Origin of the sequence: Streptococcus sanguinis, from assembly GCF_026781265.1 — a bacterium.
GTDB classification, from domain to species: domain Bacteria; phylum Bacillota; class Bacilli; order Lactobacillales; family Streptococcaceae; genus Streptococcus; species Streptococcus sanguinis_T.
Genome location: NZ_JAKUVC010000002.1, coordinates 183,473 through 205,058, shown reverse-complemented (window position 1 = coordinate 205,058; position 21,586 = coordinate 183,473). Strand labels below are relative to the sequence as shown.

Annotated in this window: 19 protein-coding genes, 3 tRNA genes and 1 pseudogene; 5 read left to right on the top strand and 18 right to left on the bottom strand. The window is 42.6% G+C overall.

Annotation, left to right across the window (positions count from 1 at the left end; translation table 11 throughout):
* The first annotated feature begins 101 nt into the window (after nucleotides 1-101).
* The 3 genes from MK370_RS01865 to MK370_RS01855 all read left to right on the top strand — a co-directional run bounded on the left by MK370_RS01865 (nucleotide 102) and on the right by MK370_RS01855 (nucleotide 1,812).
* Nucleotides 102-323, top strand: a complete 222-nt coding sequence (locus tag MK370_RS01865; protein ID WP_268683912.1) for a DUF4649 family protein — start codon at nucleotides 102-104, stop codon at nucleotides 321-323.
* 124 nt (nucleotides 324-447) lie between these two features.
* Nucleotides 448-1,095 (top strand): redox-sensing transcriptional repressor Rex, encoded by a 648-nt coding sequence (locus tag MK370_RS01860; protein WP_125382264.1) that lies wholly within the window; start codon nucleotides 448-450, stop codon nucleotides 1,093-1,095.
* A gap of 24 nt (nucleotides 1,096-1,119) precedes the next feature.
* Entirely contained in the window at nucleotides 1,120-1,812 is a 693-nt protein-coding gene (locus MK370_RS01855; RefSeq protein ID WP_268683911.1) for a gamma-glutamyl-gamma-aminobutyrate hydrolase family protein, read from the top strand.
* A 68-nt stretch (nucleotides 1,813-1,880) separates the two neighbouring features.
* On the opposite strand, the gene radC is transcribed toward MK370_RS01855, so the two are convergent.
* The 3 genes from radC to gyrA form a co-directional block, all read right to left on the bottom strand.
* Nucleotides 1,881-2,564 carry a RadC family protein gene (radC, locus tag MK370_RS01850; protein WP_002900302.1) on the bottom strand — a complete coding sequence of 228 codons (684 nt, stop codon included), beginning with the start codon at nucleotides 2,562-2,564 and terminating at the stop codon, nucleotides 1,881-1,883.
* Nucleotides 2,565-2,712: 148 nt separating this feature from the next.
* Complete coding sequence (locus MK370_RS01845; protein WP_268683910.1) at nucleotides 2,713-3,468, bottom strand: class A sortase; 756 nt, start codon at nucleotides 3,466-3,468, stop codon at nucleotides 2,713-2,715.
* Nucleotides 3,469-3,482: 14 nt separating this feature from the next.
* Complete coding sequence (gene gyrA / locus MK370_RS01840) at nucleotides 3,483-5,942, bottom strand: DNA gyrase subunit A (RefSeq protein ID WP_268684458.1); 2,460 nt, start codon at nucleotides 5,940-5,942, stop codon at nucleotides 3,483-3,485.
* Between the two features lie 194 nt (nucleotides 5,943-6,136).
* On the opposite strand from gyrA, the gene MK370_RS01835 reads away from it, so the two are divergent.
* A complete protein-coding gene (locus tag MK370_RS01835; RefSeq protein WP_009660370.1) occupies nucleotides 6,137-7,123 on the top strand; it encodes an L-lactate dehydrogenase in 987 nt (328 codons plus the stop codon).
* Nucleotides 7,124-7,167: 44 nt separating this feature from the next.
* Here MK370_RS01835 and MK370_RS01830 read toward each other — a convergent pair whose 3' ends face one another.
* The 15 genes and pseudogenes from MK370_RS01830 to parE all read right to left on the bottom strand — a co-directional run bounded on the left by MK370_RS01830 (nucleotide 7,168) and on the right by parE (nucleotide 20,718).
* Nucleotides 7,168-7,584 carry an NUDIX hydrolase gene (locus MK370_RS01830; RefSeq protein WP_268683909.1) on the bottom strand — a complete coding sequence of 139 codons (417 nt, stop codon included), beginning with the start codon at nucleotides 7,582-7,584 and terminating at the stop codon, nucleotides 7,168-7,170.
* 59 nt (nucleotides 7,585-7,643) lie between these two features.
* A tRNA-Arg gene (locus MK370_RS01825) sits at nucleotides 7,644-7,715 on the bottom strand.
* Nucleotides 7,716-7,802: 87 nt separating this feature from the next.
* Nucleotides 7,803-9,005 (bottom strand): 30S ribosomal protein S1, encoded by a 1,203-nt coding sequence (gene rpsA, locus MK370_RS01820; RefSeq protein WP_002909688.1) that lies wholly within the window; start codon nucleotides 9,003-9,005, stop codon nucleotides 7,803-7,805.
* A gap of 163 nt (nucleotides 9,006-9,168) precedes the next feature.
* Nucleotides 9,169-9,240, bottom strand: a tRNA-Gln gene (locus tag MK370_RS01815).
* Nucleotides 9,241-9,253: 13 nt separating this feature from the next.
* A tRNA-Tyr gene (locus MK370_RS01810) sits at nucleotides 9,254-9,334 on the bottom strand.
* Nucleotides 9,335-9,384: 50 nt separating this feature from the next.
* Entirely contained in the window at nucleotides 9,385-9,615 is a 231-nt protein-coding gene (locus tag MK370_RS01805) for a DUF2969 domain-containing protein (protein ID WP_268683908.1), read from the bottom strand.
* 104 nt (nucleotides 9,616-9,719) lie between these two features.
* Nucleotides 9,720-10,745: pseudogene (locus MK370_RS01800) on the bottom strand (branched-chain amino acid aminotransferase); the annotation flags it as partial.
* 169 nt (nucleotides 10,746-10,914) lie between these two features.
* Entirely contained in the window at nucleotides 10,915-13,365 is a 2,451-nt protein-coding gene (parC, locus tag MK370_RS01795) for a DNA topoisomerase IV subunit A (protein WP_268683906.1), read from the bottom strand.
* Nucleotides 13,366-14,259: 894 nt separating this feature from the next.
* On the bottom strand, nucleotides 14,260-15,072 hold the full coding sequence (locus MK370_RS01790; protein ID WP_268683905.1) for an aminoglycoside 6-adenylyltransferase: 813 nt from the start codon (nucleotides 15,070-15,072) through the stop codon (nucleotides 14,260-14,262).
* 16 nt (nucleotides 15,073-15,088) lie between these two features.
* The gene (locus MK370_RS01785; protein ID WP_268683904.1) at nucleotides 15,089-15,625 is read right to left on the bottom strand and encodes a GNAT family N-acetyltransferase; all 537 of its coding nucleotides are present in this window, start codon (nucleotides 15,623-15,625) and stop codon (nucleotides 15,089-15,091) included.
* A 29-nt stretch (nucleotides 15,626-15,654) separates the two neighbouring features.
* Nucleotides 15,655-16,260 carry a protein adenylyltransferase Fic gene (fic, locus tag MK370_RS01780; RefSeq protein ID WP_268683903.1) on the bottom strand — a complete coding sequence of 202 codons (606 nt, stop codon included), beginning with the start codon at nucleotides 16,258-16,260 and terminating at the stop codon, nucleotides 15,655-15,657.
* 18 nt (nucleotides 16,261-16,278) lie between these two features.
* The gene (locus tag MK370_RS01775; RefSeq protein ID WP_125352671.1) at nucleotides 16,279-16,653 is read right to left on the bottom strand and encodes a GNAT family N-acetyltransferase; all 375 of its coding nucleotides are present in this window, start codon (nucleotides 16,651-16,653) and stop codon (nucleotides 16,279-16,281) included.
* Between the two features lie 63 nt (nucleotides 16,654-16,716).
* Nucleotides 16,717-17,463: a DUF6261 family protein gene (locus tag MK370_RS01770; RefSeq protein WP_268683902.1), complete on the bottom strand. Its 747-nt coding sequence runs from the start codon at nucleotides 17,461-17,463 to the stop codon at nucleotides 16,717-16,719.
* A gap of 289 nt (nucleotides 17,464-17,752) precedes the next feature.
* The gene (locus MK370_RS01765) at nucleotides 17,753-18,772 is read right to left on the bottom strand and encodes a hypothetical protein (RefSeq protein ID WP_268683901.1); all 1,020 of its coding nucleotides are present in this window, start codon (nucleotides 18,770-18,772) and stop codon (nucleotides 17,753-17,755) included.
* Complete coding sequence (gene parE / locus MK370_RS01760) at nucleotides 18,769-20,718, bottom strand: DNA topoisomerase IV subunit B (RefSeq protein ID WP_268683900.1); 1,950 nt, start codon at nucleotides 20,716-20,718, stop codon at nucleotides 18,769-18,771. The genes MK370_RS01765 and parE overlap by 4 nt, the downstream gene beginning before the upstream one ends.
* Before the next feature lie 190 nt (nucleotides 20,719-20,908).
* Between parE and plsY the strand changes: the two genes are divergently transcribed.
* The gene (plsY, locus tag MK370_RS01755) at nucleotides 20,909-21,559 is read left to right on the top strand and encodes a glycerol-3-phosphate 1-O-acyltransferase PlsY (protein WP_268683899.1); all 651 of its coding nucleotides are present in this window, start codon (nucleotides 20,909-20,911) and stop codon (nucleotides 21,557-21,559) included.
* Nucleotides 21,560-21,586: the final 27 nt, after the last annotated feature.

The window sequence follows — 21,586 nt, the reverse complement described above, 5'->3', positions numbered from 1 at the left end:
TTTTGCTTTTTTGATTTAGACTCTTAAAAAAACAAATGAGCTTGCCTTCTGCTTAGAGCACTTGAAGAAATGACCAACCGAACACAAGGAAAGGATTAACTATGGTTGAACTGATCTATTTGGACTCATATAAGGTAAAACGAACACTCACTTATGAAGACTTCGACGAATTTCTTCTCGCTTTCTCTGGCTGCGTCACAGTTCCTGACTCGCTCAAAGTACTTTCCATAACTTACAATGAGCACCAACTGCCTTTTACAGGGCTAATTGGGGACTTGTATCGCCAGATGTACCAGTTAGACTTGACTCCCTACCAGAACTAAGCACTTCGAATTTATAGCATGACTCAAACTTTCACTCTTTTCTTTTTTAGTGAATCAAACACCCTTAATTAGTTGATTTTTTCACAAACTTCCTATAAAATAGAATTAGAAAGGTTGTGATTTTGTGAAAACTGAAAAAAATACTACAATTCCCCGAGCAACTGCTAAGAGACTGTCGCTCTACTATCGTATTTTTAAACGGTTTAATGCTGAGAAGATTGAGAAAGCCAACTCCAAGCAAATCGCTGAAGCTATTGGTATTGACTCTGCTACCGTCAGACGAGATTTTTCTTATTTTGGTGAACTTGGCCGCAGAGGATTTGGCTATGATGTCAAGAAATTAATGAACTTTTTTGCTGACCTCTTGAATGACAATGCTATCACCAATGTCATGATTGTTGGTGTCGGTAATATGGGGCGGGCTCTGCTGCACTATCGTTTTCATGAGCGCAATAAAATGAAGGTTGTAATGGCTTTTGACACAGATGATCATCCAGAAGTTGGCAGCACAACCAGCGATGGGATTCCTATCTATGGAATTTCCCAAATCAAAGAAAAAATACAGTCAGGAAATGTGCAAACTGCCATCCTAACTGTACCTAGCGTAAAAGCTCAAGAAGTTGCATCAATCTTAGTTCAGGCTGGTGTCAAGGGCATTCTCTGTTTTTCACCAGTAAATCTATCCCTACCTAAGGACGTGGTCGTTCAGTATGTTGACCTGACTAGTGAACTGCAGACTCTGCTCTACTTCATGAGAAAAAATGAACATTAATTTGAAAGAGGTATTGAATACTCAATGAGTAAACCAATTATTGGAATAACCGGAAATGAAAGAGAAATCCCAGACGATCACTTCATCCATATGAGCTATACGGCGACTGGATTCGTTGAGGGAGTTAAAGAAGTTGGCGGAATTCCAATGATTTTGCCAATCGGTGATGAAGAGATGGCAAAACAGTATGTTTCCATTATTGACAAATTAATCATCACAGGCGGTCAGAATGTATGTCCACAATTCTATGGAGAAGAAAAAGCCATTGACAGTGATGATTATCTACTCAAACGGGACATTTTTGAATTAGCTTTAATCAAGGAAGCCCGCCGTCAAAATAAACCAATCTTCACTGTCTGCCGCGGAACCCAACTTTATAATGTCGCCCTGGGCGGTACTCTTCATCAAGACATTGAAGATCATTGGCAAGATAGCTCTGCTGAGTACACAACTCAAAGCATGGTGACCAAGAATGGCTCTATTCTGCATGAAATCTATGGCCCTGCATCTGAAATCAACTCCTTCCACCACCAGAGTATCAGGGATTTGGCTACTGGCCTAGAAGTCATCGCCTATGATCCACGCGATAAGATTATTGAAGCCATCACTTCTACTGACGGTAGTCCTTTCCTTGGCGTCCAATGGCACCCAGAGTTCTTATTTGGCTCCAGAGAAGGAGACTTAGCTCTGTTTGATTACGTTGTCAATATTCTTTAAAATCCTCTATTCCTAGAAAAGCCTCTTTTCAACACGAATAGAAGTTTTTTATATTCAAGTAAATCAAATTATATCATATCTGTCTCCTCTCGGTAGCTATAGTAGTTGGACTTGGACACAATCAAATGATCTAAAAGAACCAAGCCCATCATCTCACAAGCTTCTTTCATATGCTGGGTCACTTCATCGTCGTTTCTGCTAGGAACGACTGAGCCTGATGGATGATTGTGTACCAGTATGATAGATGTCGCTAGGTGCTTGAGAGCATAGTGGAGAATTTCTCTTGGCTCAGCAATACTTCTGCTTACAGTCCCCATAAAAATAGTCTGCTGATGCAAAATTTGATTTTGACTATTAAGATAAATAGCAACCAAGCACTCCTGCCTCATATCTCCCAATTCCTGCTGCATCTTCTGGGCTAATTTTTGACTGCCCATAATCTGCTCTTTCTGCAGAACCTCTGCTCGGTTAATCCGACGCCCCAATTCGATAATCGCCTGTAATTCTACAGCTTTAATCGGACCGATTCCAGAAATTGTTTGCAATTCCTGCAAAGTTAAATACTTGAGATCGTTCAAACTGGAAATAGATGATAGAATTCTTTGAGAAACTTGAAAAACAGTTTCTTTTTTGTTGCCTGTTCTGAGAAAGATTGATAGAAGCTCCTGGTTACTGAGTTTTTCAGCGCCTTCTCTCATCAATCGCTCCCGCGGCATCATGCTAATATCATCTTGAAATGAAATGCTATACATAGAAACCTCCTTATCTTATAATTCGGAAAAAGAGTATAAATCAGCAAGAGTAGATACAAAAAATCTTTTGCCCAAAACAAATTTTAGATAAAAAAAGCTCCAAAAATTAGAGTTCATTCTAACCTTTGGAGTGAAAATTTTTTTAACTTTAGATCTGCATTTGATTATAGGACTTACTGAAAGATTCAAGAACTTCCTTAGGAGCCTTATCATACTCGACAGAACCTTCTAAGGTTCCTTTGACAATAGTCCGGTTGGTTGCCTCGGCATCCTCACAGGTAACCAAAGTAATCTCTGTAACACCTTCTGTATCCTCAATCAGATCCGTTCGATCCGGAGTTACCGTTTCAACACTGGTGATTACATAAGTATAGACCTGCTCTTTATCAGTGATATAAATCTTCATGCCAGCCTTGGCACGATCTAGTGGGGAAAAAAGCATGTTACTAGCCCCTGTGATGCCAAAGACATGGTGGCTAGCCAAGGCATAATTTCCCTGCCCCATCTGCTGGGTCTCTTTCATCGTACCAGCACCATAATACAATCCAGCATTATCCAGTCCTTTGAAGATTGGCAAATTCATGGAAACTTCTGGAATAGAGATGCCTCCGATAACGGGCAGTTGCTGGGCTTTCCACTGAGCGTTGATAACTGCTTCTGTAGAAAGTGACTCTACCTTATTAAAATCAAAGCTAGTCTCAACATTTTTATTTTTATTAATAGAGTCTTTAGAAACCTTGCTGACCTGGTATTGGTTGGTATGCCAGACCATAATCATGTTTCGGATTTGCGCATTAAAGATTAAGCCAAGAGCCACAATAATTAATAATGTCGCAACAATATTGATAAAAATATTTCTTTTGCTTTTTTGTTTTCTTTTTCGACTTCTTTTTCTTTGTACCATATAGAGGTCCTCTTTTACGATTCGTTTTCTTCCTCTGCTACATCTTCTTTATCATCTGCTTCGACGCTTGTAAAGGTGACAATCTGAGCATTTTGGTCCAGACGCATGACCTTAACTCCCATGGTCGAGCGACCAGTCTGAGAAATATTAGCCACACTGGTCCGAATGATGACGCCTGTATTAGTGATAATCATCAAATCTTCCTCGCCAGTAACAGTCATCAGACCAGCAAGGGGTCCGTTCTTATCAGTGATATTGGCTGTTTTAATCCCTTTACCGCCACGACCCTTGGTTGGATACTCGCTGGCAAGAGTTCGCTTACCATAGCCTTTTTCGGTGATAACAAGCACTTCGTCTCCCTCAGCAATCACACCAGCTCCAACAACCTGGTCTCCATCACGCAAGTTAACACCTCGCACACCAGTTGCTATACGGCTCATGCTCCGGACAGCTGTCTCATTGAAGCGGACAGAATAACCAAACTTGGTACCAATGATAACGTCTGCAGCACCGTCCGTCAGAAAGACATTAATTAACTCGTCTTCATCCTTCAAATTCAAAGCCTTGAGACCGTTCTGACGAATATTAGCAAATTCCGTCACACTGGTCCGTTTGACCACCCCATGACGGGTAGTAAAGAAGAGATAGGAATCATCACTGCGGTCTTGTTGGACATTAATAATGGTCTGAATAGTCTCTCCTTCATCCAGCTTCAAGAGATTGACCACCGGCAAGCCCTTGGCTGTCCGACCGTACTCAGGAATTTCATATCCTTTGAGACGATAGACTCGGCCTTTATTGGTAAAGAAGAGCAGTCTATCGTGAGTACTCGTTGAAACCAGCTCTTTGACGAAGTCATCGTCTTTGACACCAGTTCCTTGAACACCGCGGCCTCCGCGTTTCTGAGCGGTAAATTCAGCCTGATTCAGGCGTTTGATATAGCCTTTATTAGACAGGGTAATCAAAACATCCGCTTCCTCAATCAAATCTTCATCTTCAAGAGAAAGAACTTCTCCCACCATCAGCTCAGTTCGACGGTCATCCGCAAATTTACGTTTGACCTCGTCTAACTCTTCCTTGATAATAGCGATAACGCGCTCTGGCTTAGTCAAGATATCAGCCAAGTCCGCAATCAAAGCAATCAATTCGTCGTACTCTGACTGAATCTTATCACGCTCCAAACCAGTCAGACGACGCAGACGCATGTCAAGGATAGCCTGACTCTGGCGCTCAGACAGCTCAAACTTAGCCATCAATTCAGCTTGAGCTTCTGCGTCCGTTTCGCTATTACGGATAATGCGAATCACTTCATCAATGTGATCCAACGCAATCAGCAAACCAGCCAAGATGTGAGCTCGAGCTTCTGCCTTTTCTTTATCAAAAGCCGTCCGTCGAGTCACTACTTCTTTTTGGTGCTCAATGTAAGCCAACAAAATCTCACGTAGAGACAGAATCTTCGGAACACCATTTTGAATAGCCAGCATATTGAAGCTGAAATTGGTCTGCATCTGAGTCAGCTTGAAAAGGTTATTTAGAATGACATGTGCAGAGGCATCACGACGAACCTCAATGACAAAACGGACCCCTTCACGGTTGGACTCATCACGAACAGCTGTGATACCGTCAATGCGTTTTTCCTGCACCAAACGAACAATATGCTCATGGACCTTGGTCTTATTAACCATGTATGGAAACTCGGTTACGACAATTCGCTCACGGCCATTTTTCATCTCTTCAATTTCAGTGCGAGAACGAAGAACAATCGAACCCTTCCCTGTTTCATAAGCCCGGTGAATACCAGACTTACCCATAACCAGTGCACCTGTAGGAAAATCTGGTCCAGGCAGGACTTCCATGATGTCGCGAGTTGTTGCCTCCGGATTGTCCATGACAAGTTTAACTGCATCAATAGACTCACCAAGATTATGTGGTGGGATATTGGTCGCCATCCCAACCGCAATCCCTGTCGCACCATTTACAAGTAAGTTAGGGAAGCGAGCAGGAAGAACTACAGGCTCTCTCTCGCTGGCATCATAGTTGTCAATATAATCAACAGTGTTTTTATTAATATCACGAAGCATCTCAAGAGCAATCTTGCTCATACGTGCTTCTGTATAACGTTGAGCAGCGGCCCCGTCTCCGTCCATAGAACCGAAGTTTCCATGGCCATCTACGAGCATATAGCGATAGCTCCACCATTGAGCCATCCGCACCATCGCTTCATAAATAGAGGAGTCACCATGCGGGTGATACTTACCCATGACATCCCCAGTGATACGAGCTGATTTCTTGTGAGGCTTCTCAGGCGTCACGCCCAGCTCATTCATACCATAGAGAATCCGACGGTGAACTGGTTTGAGACCATCACGAACATCTGGAAGTGCCCGAGCCACGATAACACTCATAGCGTAATCGATGAAACTAGTCTTCATTTCACTAGTCAGATTAACATTTACTAAGTTTCTGTCTTGCATTAAAAAATGCCTTTCTTTCATATTAAACTATCCTATATTATACCACATTTTCTTTAATTTTTCAGTATTTTGAACCGTTTCTAAAAACGTTTACATCGCTAGATATACAAGTTGACCGTGACAAAATATGTCAAAAGTGGTAGAATGAATGTGTATGGGAAATATTCCCTAAAAAAATAAGGAGATGTTTAGAAATGACTGCTACTAAACAACATAAAAAAGTCATCCTTGTCGGTGACGGTGCTGTAGGTTCATCTTACGCATTTGCTCTTGTAACCCAAGGTATCGCTCAAGAACTTGGTATCATTGAAATCCCTCAATTATTTGAAAAGGCTGTCGGTGATGCTGAAGACCTTAGTCACGCACTTGCTTTCACTTCACCTAAAAAAATCTATGCAGCTACTTATGCAGACTGTGCGGATGCTGACCTGGTTGTTATCACTGCAGGTGCACCTCAAAAACCAGGTGAAACTCGTCTTGACCTTGTTGGCAAAAACTTGGCTATCAACAAATCTATCGTTACTCAAGTTGTAGAATCAGGCTTTAACGGTATCTTCCTCGTTGCTGCTAACCCAGTGGACGTTTTGACATACTCTACATGGAAATTCTCTGGTTTCCCTAAAGAGCGCGTTATCGGTTCAGGTACTTCACTTGACTCAGCTCGCTTCCGTCAAGCTCTTGCTGAAAAGATTGGCATCGATGCTCGTTCTGTCCATGCCTACATCATGGGTGAGCATGGTGACTCTGAGTTTGCGGTTTGGTCACACGCTAACGTTGCAGGTGTGAAATTGGAGCAGTGGTTACAAGCTAACCGTGACTTGAATGAACAAGACTTGGTTGATCTTTTCATCTCCGTTCGTGATGCAGCTTACTCTATCATCAACAAAAAGGGTGCAACTTACTACGGTATCGCGGTTGCTTTGGCTCGTATCACAAAAGCTATCCTTGACGATGAAAATGCTGTATTGCCTTTGTCAGTCTTCCAAGAAGGCCAATATGGTGTTGAAAATGTCTTCATTGGTCAGCCTGCTATCGTTGGTGCTCATGGTATCGTCCGTCCAGTAAACATCCCATTGAACGATGCTGAAACACAAAAAATGCAAGCTTCTGCTAAAGAATTGCAAGCAATTATTGATGAAGCATGGAAGAATCCTGAATTCCAAGAAGCATCTAAAAACTAATTTAAAAAACATCTCCAGATAAAAGGGGATGTTTTTTTGTTGCTTTATACAGATTTGTCAGCAAAAATATCTATCAAATAAGGCGCGATGAGCTCTCTATCCATGTCTTCTAAAGAAGAAATCCAGACAAAGTCTGTATGCTCTTCTGGATCTAATATAATATCGCGCTGCTCCATAATCATACCCGCATAAATTAAGCATGTGAAAACAGTATCTTTTATAGAGTCAAATTGACTATCTTCATGGATAATCTTATCAATCCGAATCTTTTGATTAACCTCCTCCATAGCCTCACGTAGAGCAGCCTCTCTGGGCAGTTCATTCTCTTCTACACTCCCACCGGGAATATCCCAATAAGATGGATAGACATTAGGACGACCTCGCTTTATTTTCGAGCGTTTGATAAGCAAATACTTCCCGTCTTTCTCGATAAAGGTATGGGCGATTAATTTTACTGTCATTGCATATTTTCTCCAAAAAAAAAGCAAAAAAAGACTCCAAAGAGTCCAATTTTAAGTCATCCACCCTGAGAGAATCGAACTCCCATCTCAAGAACCGGAATCTTGCGTGATATCCATTACACTAAGGGTGGCAACTAATTCATTATAACTGATTTTCTCTAAAAACACAAGTGAAAATCAGAAAAAGAAGTTGAGATTTCACAACTTCTTTTATCTAATTACAATTCAATATCGCCAAACAAATCAGCCATTGAGAATCCAGTTTGAGTTTCTGGAAGTTCAAAGTCACGCTTTTCTTGACGTTTTGGACGACGAGGACGTGATTGACGTTTCTCATCTTTTTGTCCTTCTTCTTGAGCTGGACGTTCTTCAAGAGCCTTGATAGAAAGTGATACACGCTCATCAGCAGCATTCACTTCAAGAACCTTAACAGTTACTTCTTGACCAACTTTAAGGGCATCTTTAGGGCTTTCAACACGCTTGTGTGAAATTTGTGAAATATGAACCAATCCATCGATACCTGGCAATACTTCAACGAAAGCACCGAAATCAGTCAAACGTTTTACAGTTCCCTCGATCACATCGCCTGCAGCAAGTTTTTGCTCAACGCCATCCCATGGTCCAGGTGTTGTTGCTTTAAGAGAGAGGGATACGCGTCCTTCTTCTTCGTTCAAGTCAAGAACTTTCACTTCGATTTCATCACCAACTGATACAACAGACTTAGGTGATACGTTGCGTTCATGTGACAATTCAGTCAAGTGAACTAATCCATCAACTCCGCCAAGGTCAATGAAAGCACCGAAGCTAGTGATGCGAGCAACTTTACCAGTTACAACATCGCCAACATTCAACTTACCAAAGACTTCAGCACGCGCTGCTGCAGCTTCAGCTTCTACAACTTCACGACGTGAAAGGATGAAGCGGTTTTCTTTTGGATCTACTTCTTTGATCTTAGCATCAAACTCTTGACCTACAAAACGCTCAGTGTTGCGAACGAAACGAGTATCAAGCATTGAAGCAGGGATAAATCCACGAAGTCCTTCAAACTCAACTGAAAGACCACCTTTAACTGCACGAGTGCCCTTAACAGTGACAACTTCTTCTTCACGACCAACCAATTTGTCCCAAGCTTTGCGAGCTTCCAAACGTTTTTTAGATACCAGGTAAGTTACGGTGTCAGTATCTTTACCTACTACTTGACGAAGAACAAGCAATTCAAGTGTTTCACCTGGTTTTACAAGGTCGTTGATATCAGCGTCGCGGTCGTTTGTCAATTCACGAAGAGTCAAAACACCTTCAACACCAGTTCCAGCGATTGCAACATTAGCTTGGTTAGCGTCAACAGTCAATACTTCAGCAGTAACGACGTCACCTGGCTCAACTTGGCTAACACTGTTTAGCAAATCTTCAAATTCATTCATCTAAAAAAATCCTCCAACAATCAAGCTTTCGCTTGACATACTACTTATTTATTTTCCTAAGCACCCGCAAATGACATTGATCTATCGTTAACGATTTCCATCCTATAAAGAAATAAAACACCTGAAGACATTTTATTATTTTATCAGATCTATTACCTAAGAACTGGGGTAGCTGGATTCGAACCAACGCATGAGGGAGTCAAAGTCCCTTGCCTTACCGCTTGGCTATACCCCATTAATATAAAGAATGGAGAGAGAGGGATTCGAACCCCCGAACCCGAAGGAGCGGATTTACAGTCCGCCGCGTTTAGCCTCTTCGCTATCTCTCCGACAATCAACGCTATCTATTATAACATTGATACAATGAAAATGCAAGCCCTTATTTGCTTAAATTATAGGTTTCAATCAAAGTTTCCACGGCTCTTTCAAGTTTTTTATAAAAACTTTCAGCATTTCCATTTTTGATGATTGCAAACTGGCCATCTAGCTCGGCTATCTCGCCGATAACCTTCTTTCCAATAGCAAGATTATAACCGTCAAATTGGTCTGCTCCGACTTTCACTTTGCTATCTGTGATTTGAATTTCAATCTTTTTATCTTTTTTACTCATAACTTACCTCTTTCAAATTTCTATTGTACACGAAAAAGACTGAGTACGCAAGCTATCTTAAGCTAGAATTACATAAAAACTGCCAATCAAGGACAGTTTTTAGATTATACTTTTACAATCCAACCTTCTGGCGCTTCTATATCACCGAACTGAATACCAGTTAATTCGTCATACAGTTTGCGAGTGACTGGGCCGACTTCAGTCTCGCTATAAAAGACATGGAAGTCATCGCCGTGCTGGATACCTCCAATAGGAGAGATAACTGCAGCTGTTCCACAAGCTCCAGCTTCAGTAAATTTACTTAAGTCCGCCAGCGGAACATCACCCTCAATCGGTTTGAGTCCTAGTCTATGCTCTGCCAAATAAAGCAAAGAATACTTGGTGATGGATGGCAAGATTGAGGGACTGAGCGGTGTTACAAACTCATTATCCTTGGTGATACCAAAGAAATTCGCAGATCCCACTTCTTCAATCTTGGTATGGGTGGCAGGATCTAGATAAATCACATCTGAGAAATGCTTATCCTTAGCAATCTTTCCTGGTAATAAACTAGCAGCGTAATTGCCACCCACTTTTGCCGCACCAGTTCCGTGCGGTGCCGCGCGATCATAGTCGTCTGAGACAATGAAGTTAGTCGGAGTCAGACCGCCTTTGAAGTAATTGCCGACAGGCATTACAAAGATAGTGAAAATGTATTCTTCAGCTGGTTTTACGCCGATAATATCGCCGACTCCAATCAAGAGAGGTCGAATATAAAGGGTTCCGCCTGTTCCATAAGGTGGAACATATTCTTCATTAGCTCGGACAACCTGCTTGACTGCATCCACAAACATTTCTGTTGGAACCTGCGGCATGAGCAAGCGGTCAGCTGTTCGTTGCAGACGCTCCGCATTTTTATCCGGACGGAAAAGCTGAATACTGCCATCCTTAGTTCGATAAGCCTTCAGACCTTCAAAAGCCTGCTGACCATAGTGAAGGCAGGGAGACGACTCAGAGATATGGAGCGTAGCGTCCTCCGTTAACGTTCCTTCTTCCCACTGGCCATTGCGATAGTAAGCTAAATAGCGATAAGGCAGTTTCATATATGAGAATCCTAGATTTTCCCAGTCAAGATTTACAGTCATGGTCTTTCTCCTCTTCTTCCAAACTTCATTTTTAGATACTCCCTATTTTACACCTTTTTAAGATATTTTCAAGTATTATTTTCAATTTTCAGAAAATTTTGTTATTCAATCTTCTGTGCCACTATCAAACTTTTATAAATTGAAAAAAACCAGCTCCTGCGAACTGGTTTGATGATTATTTGATGTAAGCTGAGAAGACTTCTTCGTCTGAAATAGTATCAGAAATGAAGCTGCCGTTGCTAGTTCTCTCAGACAGGCTAAGATCAGCTAGATTGATTTCATAGGCAGTCCCTTTATTAGAAAGCACCTGCAAAATCTGCTCCTCACTAGCTTCTGCTTCTGTTGTAAAGAGGTCAAAGTCCACTGCTTCGCCATAGACTGGTCCAGCTGCAAAGACACGATGTGGCTTGGTCTTAAGCTCTCTCAGAACTTGAAGACCGCGATTTGCCCGACTGGTAACAGGAATATCTGCGACTGCCATACGCTTGAGCGAACCGCGCTGAGTCAGGAGGTAAAGTGAGTCAGTATTGGCGATAAAGGCTGCCGCTAGGACATCGTCCTTCTTGAGGTTGATGGCTTTAACCCCAGCCGCCTTAGCTCCGATGACAGGAACTTCCTCAATATTGAAGCGCAGTGCATAGCCATTCTTGGTCACGAGCATAACATCATCCAGCTTAATCGGCGCCAGAGCAATAACCTGGTCGTCTTCATTTTTCAGTTTAGCAAACTTAAGCGATTTGGACTTATAGGTCCGCCAAGGACTGAATTCCCTGCGCTCTACACGCTTGATCTGACCTAACTTGGTCGCTGCAAAGTAAGTGCCCTCCTCAAAGCTATCCAGCAATTCTGTATAGATAACCTCTTCCTTTGTATCAAAGTTGCTGATGGTCTGGCTGAGGTGTTCTCCGATTTCTTTCCAGCGGATGTCTGACAGCTCATGAACAGGCCGGTAAATAACATTTCCTAGACTTGTGAAGATCAGCATGTGCTGAGTCGTCTTAGCTGGACTAAGGAAAATCAGTCGGTCATCGTCACGCTTGCCCATCTCCTCTAGGGTTGAAGCTGAGAAGGAACGCGGACTTGTCCGCTTGATATAACCAGAACGAGTCACGCTGACATAAGTCTCTTCCTCAACGATGAGACTAGCTGTATCAATCTCGATGGCGTTTGCTGTATCCTGCAGCTCGCTGAGACGCGGATTGCCAAACTTTTTCTTGACATCGCGGAGCTCCCGCTTCATGAGGTTATACATAGTTCGCTCATCGCCGATAATAGCTGCCAGCATGGCAATCTTCTCGCGCAGCTCTGCTTCTTCCTCTTCCAGAACCACTACGTCTGTATTTGTCAAACGGTAGAGTTGGAGAGTGACGATAGCCTCAGCCTGCTCCTCAGTGAAATCATAGCTGATTTTAAGATTTTCCTTGGCATCTGCTTTGTTTTCGGAAGCACGAATCAGGGCAATCACCTCGTCCAAGATGGAAAGCACCCGAATCAGTCCTTCCACGATATGCAGCCGTTTTTCAGCCTTAGCCTTGTCAAAGCGGCTGCGAGCCAGAATAATCTCCTTGCGGTGGGCAATATAACTGGTCAAGATTGGTACAATTCCCACCAAACGAGGCGTGAAATTGTCAATTGCCACCATGTTGAAATTGTAATTGACCTGCAAATCAGTGTACTTGAAGAGGTAGTTGAGAATCAGCTCGGTATTAGCGTCTTTCTTGAGCTCGATGGCAATGCGAAGACCGTCACGGTCGGATTCGTCCCGCACTTCAGCAATGCCAGCCACCTTATTGTTGACCCGCACATCGTCGATTTTCTTGACCAAGACCGCTTTATTAATCTCATAAGGAATCTCAGTGATGACGATTTGCTCTTTACCGCCCTTCAGCTTTTCAATCTCAGTTCTAGAGCGTACTACAACTCGACCTTTGCCAGTCTCGTAGGCTTTCTTGATCTCATCTCGGCCTTGGACAATGGCTCCTGTCGGGAAGTCTGGACCAGGCAGAAATTCCATGAGTTTGTCCACCTTGGCAGACGGATGGTCAATCATATAAATAACCGCGTCAATGACTTCGGCTAGATTATGAGGAGGAATATCAGTCGCATAACCAGCAGAAATCCCAGTTGCTCCATTAACCAAGAGATTAGGAAAGGCTGCCGGCAGAACAGTCGGCTCCTTCTCGGTATCGTCAAAGTTCCAAGCAAAAGGAACGGTATCTTTCTCGATATCCTGCAAAAGATAGCCAGCCATCTCAGACAGCCGCGCCTCGGTATAACGCATAGCCGCCGGTGGATCACCGTCCATAGAACCGTTGTTACCGTGCATCTCAACGAGAATCTCACGGTTTTTCCAGTCCTGAGACATGCGGACCATAGCATCGTAGATGGAGCTGTCACCGTGAGGGTGGAAATTCCCCATGATGTTCCCGACAGACTTGGCCGACTTACGGTAGCCTTTGTCAAAGGTGTTGCCGTCCTTGTTCATGGAATAAAGAATACGGCGCTGAACAGGCTTCAAGCCATCGCGAATGTCCGGCAAGGCCCGCTCTTGAATAATGTATTTGGAGTAGCGACCAAAGCGCTCTCCCATGATGTCCTCAAGGGACATATTTTGAATATTACTCATAAGATACAAAGGGACGTTTCGGCTTGCCGAAAATTTCTGTAGAAAAATAGAAAACCGATGCAGGGTTCGATGAACCCCAAGCGATTTATCTTTTTTCCTAAGAATTTAGTCCCGTGTTCAGTTACTATAAAGTAACCAAACTATCCTTTCTGTAGTTTAAATACGTTGTTAAATGGTGGGGAAGGAGTTGAACACATCATTTAGGGTGTGTGAAAACTCCTTTCAAAGAATGTAGAGTAGATTTTTACATTAAAATTGGTACTTGAGAAAAATATTTTTAAATATTATTTAAGTCATTCACAAACACTTACTTTAGATTAACCAAAAGCAACTATTCCCTACGGATTGTTCTTTCTTCTTTGAAGTATGTACAAATATAGACAAGGTAAATAAGAGATTATAGCAGTTGATATCAGCAAGATATCAAATACAAACTTTTGCCCTCGAAATAGCTCCTCCCAATGCATTGTATTAAGATAATGAAAAATTAAACCGAATAAATAACAGATACTTATAGGGAAGACTCTCCACTTGATTGATTTGAATAAATAATATAAGCGTATTGAGTGATAGAGCGTGGAAGCAATGAGCATAGGTAAACAAAAATCAATTAGAAAAAAATAAAACCTTAAAGCATCGTGAAACATATCTGTCCGATCTATGGGAAACAACCAAATATTACATATGCTAATAATCACAGGAAAAAATAAACCATAAAATTTTTTGCCAAGTTTATTATTTTGTAAGGCAATATATATTGATAAGATTATGGACACAATCGGAAGAAATGGGAATAACATAGCAAATATTCCAAACATAAAATCCAACATACTATTTCACCTCAATAACTATTATCAACCAAAGATTTTGTTCATCTTGCAAGTGTCTCTGAAACTATTTCAACTTCTCCTCAGTATACTCAAGCATCTTCTCTGCGGTTGCTTTGTCATAGTGGAGGCCAGTTTTGAGAGAGAAAGCTTGTGCTTCTTTGTGGAAAAAATTCATGGTAGCTAAGAGAGACCTGGTGATTTTTTTCTGGTCGGAAAAGTCAAGCAAGGCTGTAAATTCTTTCTCTTTCTCAGTAGGCAAATACTGAAAGAGGTATTTGTAGTTCTTGCCAAGATCAACCATCCCCTTATCTGCTGCTACTTGCCAAGCTAAAAGCTTGAGCAATTCTTGCTGACAGATTCCATACAGATGATCCGTAGCATAGACCAGGTGGTTTCGATGAATGCCCTTGACTACATAAGCTGACACCCACCAGAATTCATTGCAGGATTTATCAAAGTCAGTCGCACTAGCTGGTGCTGTCCAATAGCGCTCGGGTTTTGGTGTATAAGGCTCAAACAGCCCCTGCGGGTCATCCAGTACCGTGAAATCCGCTTCGCTATCCACCCACTCTTTGATGTATTCCTTAGGACAAAGGGTCAAATCTATCCGATTACCATCTTCAAAGAGCATAAGATAGAGGCGGCGATGGTCTAGTAGGACATGCTGCTCAATCATGCTCTTGCCAAACTTTTCCAACCAAGCAAGGTCAGGCACCAGACCATTCAAATCCTCCACAATGTAGACTACATCATAATCTTGGAACTCGTCCTTGGGAGCATTCGGGTTTGTCCGCGAGCCGGACATAGCGACAGCTTCTACTTGTAGCACTTTTGCGGTTTGCAAAATCACATCAAACATCTCGGGTTCAGTTCTCATGGGAATACCTGCCTTTTTAGGAGAGGCTCTTGATTCTGTAGAGGACATGTCTATAAAGCGGACCGTCTGCTGGAACTTTTTCGTTATCAAATTCTTTGACAAATTCCATGCCCAGTTTTTGCATGACTTTTTGCGAAGGGAGATTAAGCAAGGATGTAAAAGAGTAAACTTCTAACAAGCCAGCTTGCTGAAAAGCAAAGTCTAGACAGGCTTGGGCAGCCTCCGTCGCATAACCACGATTCCAAAACTCTTTTCGCAGACGCCAGCCGATTTCTACAGCTTCTTTTCCAGCAAAAATCCGTAAATCCGAATGGTGCAGACCTACCAAGCCGATAAACTCCTGGCTGGTCTTTTCTTCAACAGCCCAAAGACTGTAGCCATAAGCCTTAACTTCATCTTGAATGCCCTGATAAAGACGCAAGGACTCCGCTTGACTATATGGCTTTGGGAAATACTGCATGACCTCTGGATCTTGATTCATGGCAATCAAAGCCGGCAAATCTGATTCCTGCAAGTCTCGTAGGATGAGACGATCTGTTTCAAGCATTGTCATCTAATCACTCCTCTGCAAACTTTTTTATCTCACAAGTCCTCAGCCTTATACAGGCTATAGCCTTCATAGTAGTAACTATGGTCAACGCCCTTCATGTAGAGGTGGCGGTTATGAATGTCCTTTGTGAGGGATTGCTTGAGGACGTGCTTGATTTCTGTGTCTCGAATGGGGCTGCGCTCCATGGCTAGGAGGTAATCTTCCTTGTCCACTTGAGACCAGTCCACAACTTGCCCTAGCTCAGCCTTGAGTAGGTGATCCAGCCAAAGCCTCATGCTTCTGCCATTTCCCTCACGGAAAGGGTGGGCAATATTTAGCTCCACATATTTTTCAACAATCTGATCAAAGGTCTGCTGAGGCATACGGTCAATATTTTCCAAGGAAGCTGCCAAATACATGACAGGAGCAAAGCGAAAACTCCCTTTGGAGAGATTGACTGTTCGAATCTGACCAGCGAAGTCATAAATTTCTTCAAACAAGAACCCGTGAATAAAGGCCAGAGTGGCATAGGTGCCAGCTGCTTTATCGTCCAGAAGCTGCTCTTCAAAAAGCTCTTTAGCTCGGGTCTTACTGATTTTTTCTTCCATCTTGGCTAGTTCAAGCGAATCCGTCAGACCCAGTTTATTGTCAAGCGTCATAAATACAGCTCCTTTCATTTAGATAGATTTTCTAAGCCCTGTTCCCACAGGTTTAAAACCTACTGTCTGATAAAATCCATCCGCTTCTGATATTAATTCAATGCGAGTCAAAGGATGTTTTTGATGAATTTCAGCAATCAATCGCCGTCCTAATCCTTTTCCGCGATAGGCTTTATCAATGATAATCTCAGCTAAAAAGGTCGTCATGACTTCATCTGTCAAGTAGCGGGCAAAACCAAGGATTTTCTGGTTCTCTTCAACTACCAAGTAATGGGACAGATTTGTTGAAAATAATGATGTCACTTTTTCCTCTGTAAAAGAAATCCATTTTTCATTTTGATAAAGGGCATAAATAGCTTGACAATCTTTTGTGCTTGCAGGTCTGATTATCATTTTCTACTCCTTCCAAATCCGATGCGACCACTAACAATTTTTCAACTCAAATTTAGTTATATTCTAGTTGCTCTCCGCCACTTCTTCTTTCATCTTCTTAGATGGTTTGCGTTTTTTGTAACGGCTGCGGATAGTGTTGAGGTGGTCGCGAAGATTGACCACATGCGTTCTTTCAGGATAAGCGTAGGCAATGATTGCAGTGAAATCCACTAGAAAATCATAGATTTCTTGCAGCTTGAGGCGGACGTTCTTATTCTGGCTCGGTGTCTTGCCCTTGAGCTCAGTCAATCGCTCCTTGTAGACCTTTTCAAAGGCCTTCTGAGCAGTAGCCAGACTGTCGACATGGGCTTCCAGATGAAGCTTAGCCAGTGCTGTCTGGTAGGCCGGTTTCTTCAGCTCTTGAAGCAAGTGGTTGATGCCCTCGGTCTCCTTTTCCAAGCTAGTTGCAGCTAGGCCGGTGTAGTTTTTCAGGAGCTGAGACAGGGTCTCGTAAGCTTCCTTGGTCGCTGCATCCTTGACCCGCGCAAAGGCCCGAACTAAAGACTGGAGCGTGCCTAAGGCATCATCACGCTCGCGGTCAGCCTGATCTAGACTAGCCACCAGCTTGCTGGACTTGGTCTGATGAAGCCCGCCCTGTAGCTGTTCCAGAAGTTTGTCCATCTCATCCAGCTTGGTCGTGTAAATGCCATCCACCTTATTTTCCTTGATAAATGCCGCAACCTCGCTCCGACTCTCGGACATGAGCTGGAAAAATTCGTTGTTTTCTAAAGTCTGAACATCTACACTAGTAATTCCATAAATTTTTTTCATTTCTATAATCTCCTAAATTTTTTATTTATTTTAACTTTAATTCCCGTTTTGCCTTTTCTGATTTTCTGAAAAGGTTTTTTGCTTTAAAACTGCTTTCCAGAAAAACAAACGTTCGTCTTTTACTCAAAAAATACTCGCCAGATTTTCTGCCAAACAGAATTTGCCTCAAAACACTCTGCCAGAAAATCTGGCAGTTTCACTTAAGCTCTGGCGAGCTTGTCAGAAAATCTGGTGAGTAAAGATTTGTTGTTTCAGGGCTAATGAGAGTGAATTAGCATGTGATATAGAACTAATTCTCGCAATCAGAATAAGTTCTATACATATATGACTTATATAAAAGATAATTTTCATAAGTGTTTAAATTTTTTAATGACTCAAGTGGCATGATCTCGTTTTCCACAATAGTCAGTAAAAATTTCTCAACACTTAGCAATTTGTTCTTGTACTCATCCCCGCCATAATAATAACATCTTTTTAGTTTTTTATAATCAGGTTTTTCTAAAAGCAATTGTTCTTGGAAAATCACTTGGGCTTTTTCTAATTTTCTTTTCATCACAGTTTTAATAATTAATTCAGCAATAGTACATGCAAAAGTCATTAGAAAAATAAATAAAAGCCAATACCAAGAATCTTCTATTTTATAAATATTTTTTCCAAAATCAAAAGCGCTAATCCCGATAGCCAACAAAGATAAAACTATAGCTGGAGTCGAACTGTAATTTCCAATTTTGTACAATGGTAAAGATCTGATTATTTCTCTAAAAATTAAGATTAAACATGAAACGATAAACGCTATTAAAGAAACAATATTTGCTGCTTTTAAACTATCTTTGTTTAAAATAAAGGCTTGAAATATAAAAGTAAACAACAAAGGCCAAATAGTTAAATTTAAAAAAATATAGTAATTAGCTAACCAATTAAAACGTTTAAGTATTTCAAATATTTTACTATTTTGTTCAATTGAAACAATAAATAATATACCTTCACATAATCTTAAAATTAGATAGAAAAAATTAATAATGAACAATGCATAAATTCCATTAACTAAATAACTTGTATTTCCATTTCCTAATTTCTGAATTAAATTGCAATAAAACATCTGAAATATAGTAAAAACAATAAGCCAAAACATAAGAGATAAAATAGTTTCAATAGCACGGAGTAGTGTTCTTGTTTCAACATCTATTTGATTATCCAGTATTTTCAATAATTCTAAATTATTAATCTTCCGTTTTGCATCTTTAATATCATCTTTACAATTAACTAATTTATCCTTGTAGTATTTGAATTTAATTATCAACTTCCTCAAAACACCATCTCCCCACTCTCCTCAAGCGTGAACTTGACATTATCCTCAATCCACTTGCGGCGTGGTTCGACCTTGTCGCCCATGAGGACATTGACACGGCGTTCGGCGCGGGCTAGGTCTTCGATAGTGACACGAATAAGGGTGCGGGTGTCGGGATTCATGGTGGTCTCCCAGAGCTGATCAGCGTTCATTTCACCGAGCCCCTTGTAGCGCTGAAGCATGGCTCCCTTGCCAAACTTGCGGCGCAGGTCATCCAGCTCGCCATCGGTCCAGGCATACTCGACAACTTCGCTCTTGCCCTTGCCCTTGGACATCTTGTAGAGAGGCGGCAGGGCAATATAGACGCGGCCAGCCTCGACCAGAGGGCGCATATAGCGATAGAAAAAGGTCAGCAGCAAGGTCTGGATATGGGCACCGTCAGTGTCCGCATCAGTCATGATGATGATCTTGTCATAGTTGGCATCCTCAAGGGTAAAGTCTGTACCAACACCCGCTCCAATCGTGTAGATCATGGTGTTGATTTCTTCGTTCTTGAGAATGTCAGCCATCTTAGCCTTGGCAGTATTGATAACCTTACCACGCAGGGGCAGGATGGCTTGGAACTTACGGTCACGGCCTTGCTTGGCAGAGCCACCGGCAGAGTCTCCCTCGACCAGATAGAGTTCGTTCTTGGCTGGGTTCTTGGACTGGGCCGGAGTCAGCTTACCAGACAGCAAGCCCTTGTCTTTCTTATTCTTCTTACCGTTCCGGCTTTCGTCACGCGCCTTGCGGGCCGCTTCCCTAGCATCTCTGGCCTTGATAGCTTTGCGGATGAGATTGGAAGCCAGCTCACCATTTTCCAAGAGGAAGAAAGTCAGCTTGTCAGAGACAATGGAGTCCACGGCCGGACGAGCCAAAGGGCTGCCCAGCTTGTCCTTGGTCTGGCCTTCAAACTGCAGGTGAGCCTCAGGGACCAGGATGGACAGGACAGCAGCTAAACCTTCACGGTAGTCCGAGCCTTCCAGATTCTTATCTTTTTCCTTGAGCAGGCCCGTCTTTCTGGCATAGTCGTTCATGGCCTTGGTAATAGCGGTCTTGAGACCCGTCTCATGGGTACCACCGTCCTTGGTGCGGACGTTATTGACAAAGGACAGGATATTATCGGCATAGCCATCGTTGTACTGGAGAGCCACCTGAACTTGGAAGCCGCTCTCCTCGCCCTCAAAATAGAGGACAGGAGTCAGGGTTTCCTTGTCTTCATTGAGATAGCTGACAAAGTCTTCAACCCCATTCTCATAGTGGAACTCTACCTCTTCGCCAGTCCGCGCATCGGTCAGCGACAGGCGGACATTCTTGAGCAGGAAGGCTGATTCCTTCAGCCGCTCAGCAATAGTGTTGTACTTGAAGTCTGTCGTTGAAAAAATCGTATCGTCCGGCATGAAGGTCACTTTGGTCCCAGACTTGGACTTAGGTGCCGTGCCGATTTTCTTGAGCGTAGTGACTGGTTTTCCGCCATTTTCAAAGCGCTGCTTGTAAACAGTCCCATCCCGAATGATTTCCACTTCCAGCCAGCTAGACAGAGCATTGACAACAGAGGACCCTACACCGTGGAGACCGCCTGAGGTCTTATAGCCACCTTGGCCGAACTTACCGCCGGCGTGGAGAACGGTGAAGATGACCTCAACCGTGGGAATGCCCATAGCGTGCTTGCCAACAGGCATCCCGCGTCCGTGGTCTGCGACGGTCAGACTGCCGTCCTTGTTGATAGTCACATCGATCCGGTCACCGAAGCCTGACAGGGCTTCATCGACAGCGTTGTCCACAATCTCCCAGACCAGATGGTGGAGGCCAGCTCCGTCGGTCGATCCGATATACATCCCCGGACGTTTGCGGACTGCATCCAACCCTTCTAACACCTGAATGGCATCGTCATTATAATTGTTAATATTGATTTCCTTTTTTGCCACAAGAACCTCCTAATGATTCATCTTTTCTATCTTACAAGTTTTTGGCAAATATTGCAAAGATTTTTTTGAAAAAACTGCTGATGAGAACGGATTTCAAACGAAGAAGAATCCAATATCCGAGTAGACATTTCCTGCTATAAATTCTATCCTTTTCTATTGTAAGAAAGCGAAATAATGGTATAATAAAATCATGATGAACACGATAATTGGATTAATACTAGCATACTTACTGGGCTCTATTCCGACTGGACTTTGGATTGGGCAAATTTTCTTTCAAAAGAACCTGAGAGAATACGGCAGCGGCAATACTGGAACGACCAATACTTTCCGTATTTTGGGAAAGACGGCTGGGACGGCTACTTTTGCTATTGACTTTCTCAAAGGAACTGCAGCGACCCTGCTGCCTTTCTTTTTGCATATTGAGGGAGTTTCGCCGCTTGTCTTTGGCCTCTTGGCTGTGATTGGCCATACTTTTCCTATCTTTGCTGGCTTTAAGGGCGGCAAGGCTGTGGCAACCAGTGCGGGGGTTGTTCTAGGCTTCTCACCAGCCTTCTTTGTCTATCTGATTGTCATCTTTGCCAGCATCCTTTATCTGGGAAGTATGATTTCTCTGGCAAGTGTGCTCTCAGCGGTCATCGCTATCCTGTCGGCGCTGCTCTTTCCTCTAGTCGGCTTTATACTGCCCAGCTACGACCTCTTCTTCACTCTGATTATCATTGCGCTGGCTTTGATTATTATCCTGCGGCACAAGGACAATATGCAACGTATCAAACAGAAAAAAGAAAACTTAATCCCTTGGGGCTTGAATATTACACATCAAAATCCTGAGACTAAGAAATAAAACGGAAGTGAACAACTTCCGTTTTAT

Bases quoted from the DNA above. Each gene is read 5' to 3' on its own strand.
- MK370_RS01805 (WP_268683908.1), bottom strand. From the start codon at position 9,615: ATGAGTAAAAAAGATAAAAAGATTGAAATTCAAATCACAGATAGCAAA.
- rpsA (WP_002909688.1), bottom strand. From the start codon at position 9,005: ATGAATGAATTTGAAGATTTGCTAAACAGTGTTAGCCAAGTTGAGCCA.
- plsY (WP_268683899.1), top strand. From the start codon at position 20,909: ATGATGAACACGATAATTGGATTAATACTAGCATACTTACTGGGCTCT.
- MK370_RS01845 (WP_268683910.1), bottom strand. From the start codon at position 3,468: ATGGTACAAAGAAAAAGAAGTCGAAAAAGAAAACAAAAAAGCAAAAGA.
- MK370_RS01855 (WP_268683911.1), top strand. From the start codon at position 1,120: ATGAGTAAACCAATTATTGGAATAACCGGAAATGAAAGAGAAATCCCA.
- MK370_RS01775 (WP_125352671.1), bottom strand. From the start codon at position 16,653: ATGATAATCAGACCTGCAAGCACAAAAGATTGTCAAGCTATTTATGCC.
- MK370_RS01830 (WP_268683909.1), bottom strand. From the start codon at position 7,584: ATGACAGTAAAATTAATCGCCCATACCTTTATCGAGAAAGACGGGAAG.
- radC (WP_002900302.1), bottom strand. From the start codon at position 2,564: ATGTATAGCATTTCATTTCAAGATGATATTAGCATGATGCCGCGGGAG.
- MK370_RS01785 (WP_268683904.1), bottom strand. From the start codon at position 15,625: ATGACAATGCTTGAAACAGATCGTCTCATCCTACGAGACTTGCAGGAA.
- gyrA (WP_268684458.1), bottom strand. From the start codon at position 5,942: ATGCAAGACAGAAACTTAGTAAATGTTAATCTGACTAGTGAAATGAAG.
- MK370_RS01865 (WP_268683912.1), top strand. From the start codon at position 102: ATGGTTGAACTGATCTATTTGGACTCATATAAGGTAAAACGAACACTC.
- MK370_RS01835 (WP_009660370.1), top strand. From the start codon at position 6,137: ATGACTGCTACTAAACAACATAAAAAAGTCATCCTTGTCGGTGACGGT.
- parC (WP_268683906.1), bottom strand. From the start codon at position 13,365: ATGAGTAATATTCAAAATATGTCCCTTGAGGACATCATGGGAGAGCGC.
- MK370_RS01790 (WP_268683905.1), bottom strand. From the start codon at position 15,072: ATGAGAACTGAACCCGAGATGTTTGATGTGATTTTGCAAACCGCAAAA.
- fic (WP_268683903.1), bottom strand. From the start codon at position 16,260: ATGACGCTTGACAATAAACTGGGTCTGACGGATTCGCTTGAACTAGCC.
- MK370_RS01770 (WP_268683902.1), bottom strand. From the start codon at position 17,463: ATGAAAAAAATTTATGGAATTACTAGTGTAGATGTTCAGACTTTAGAA.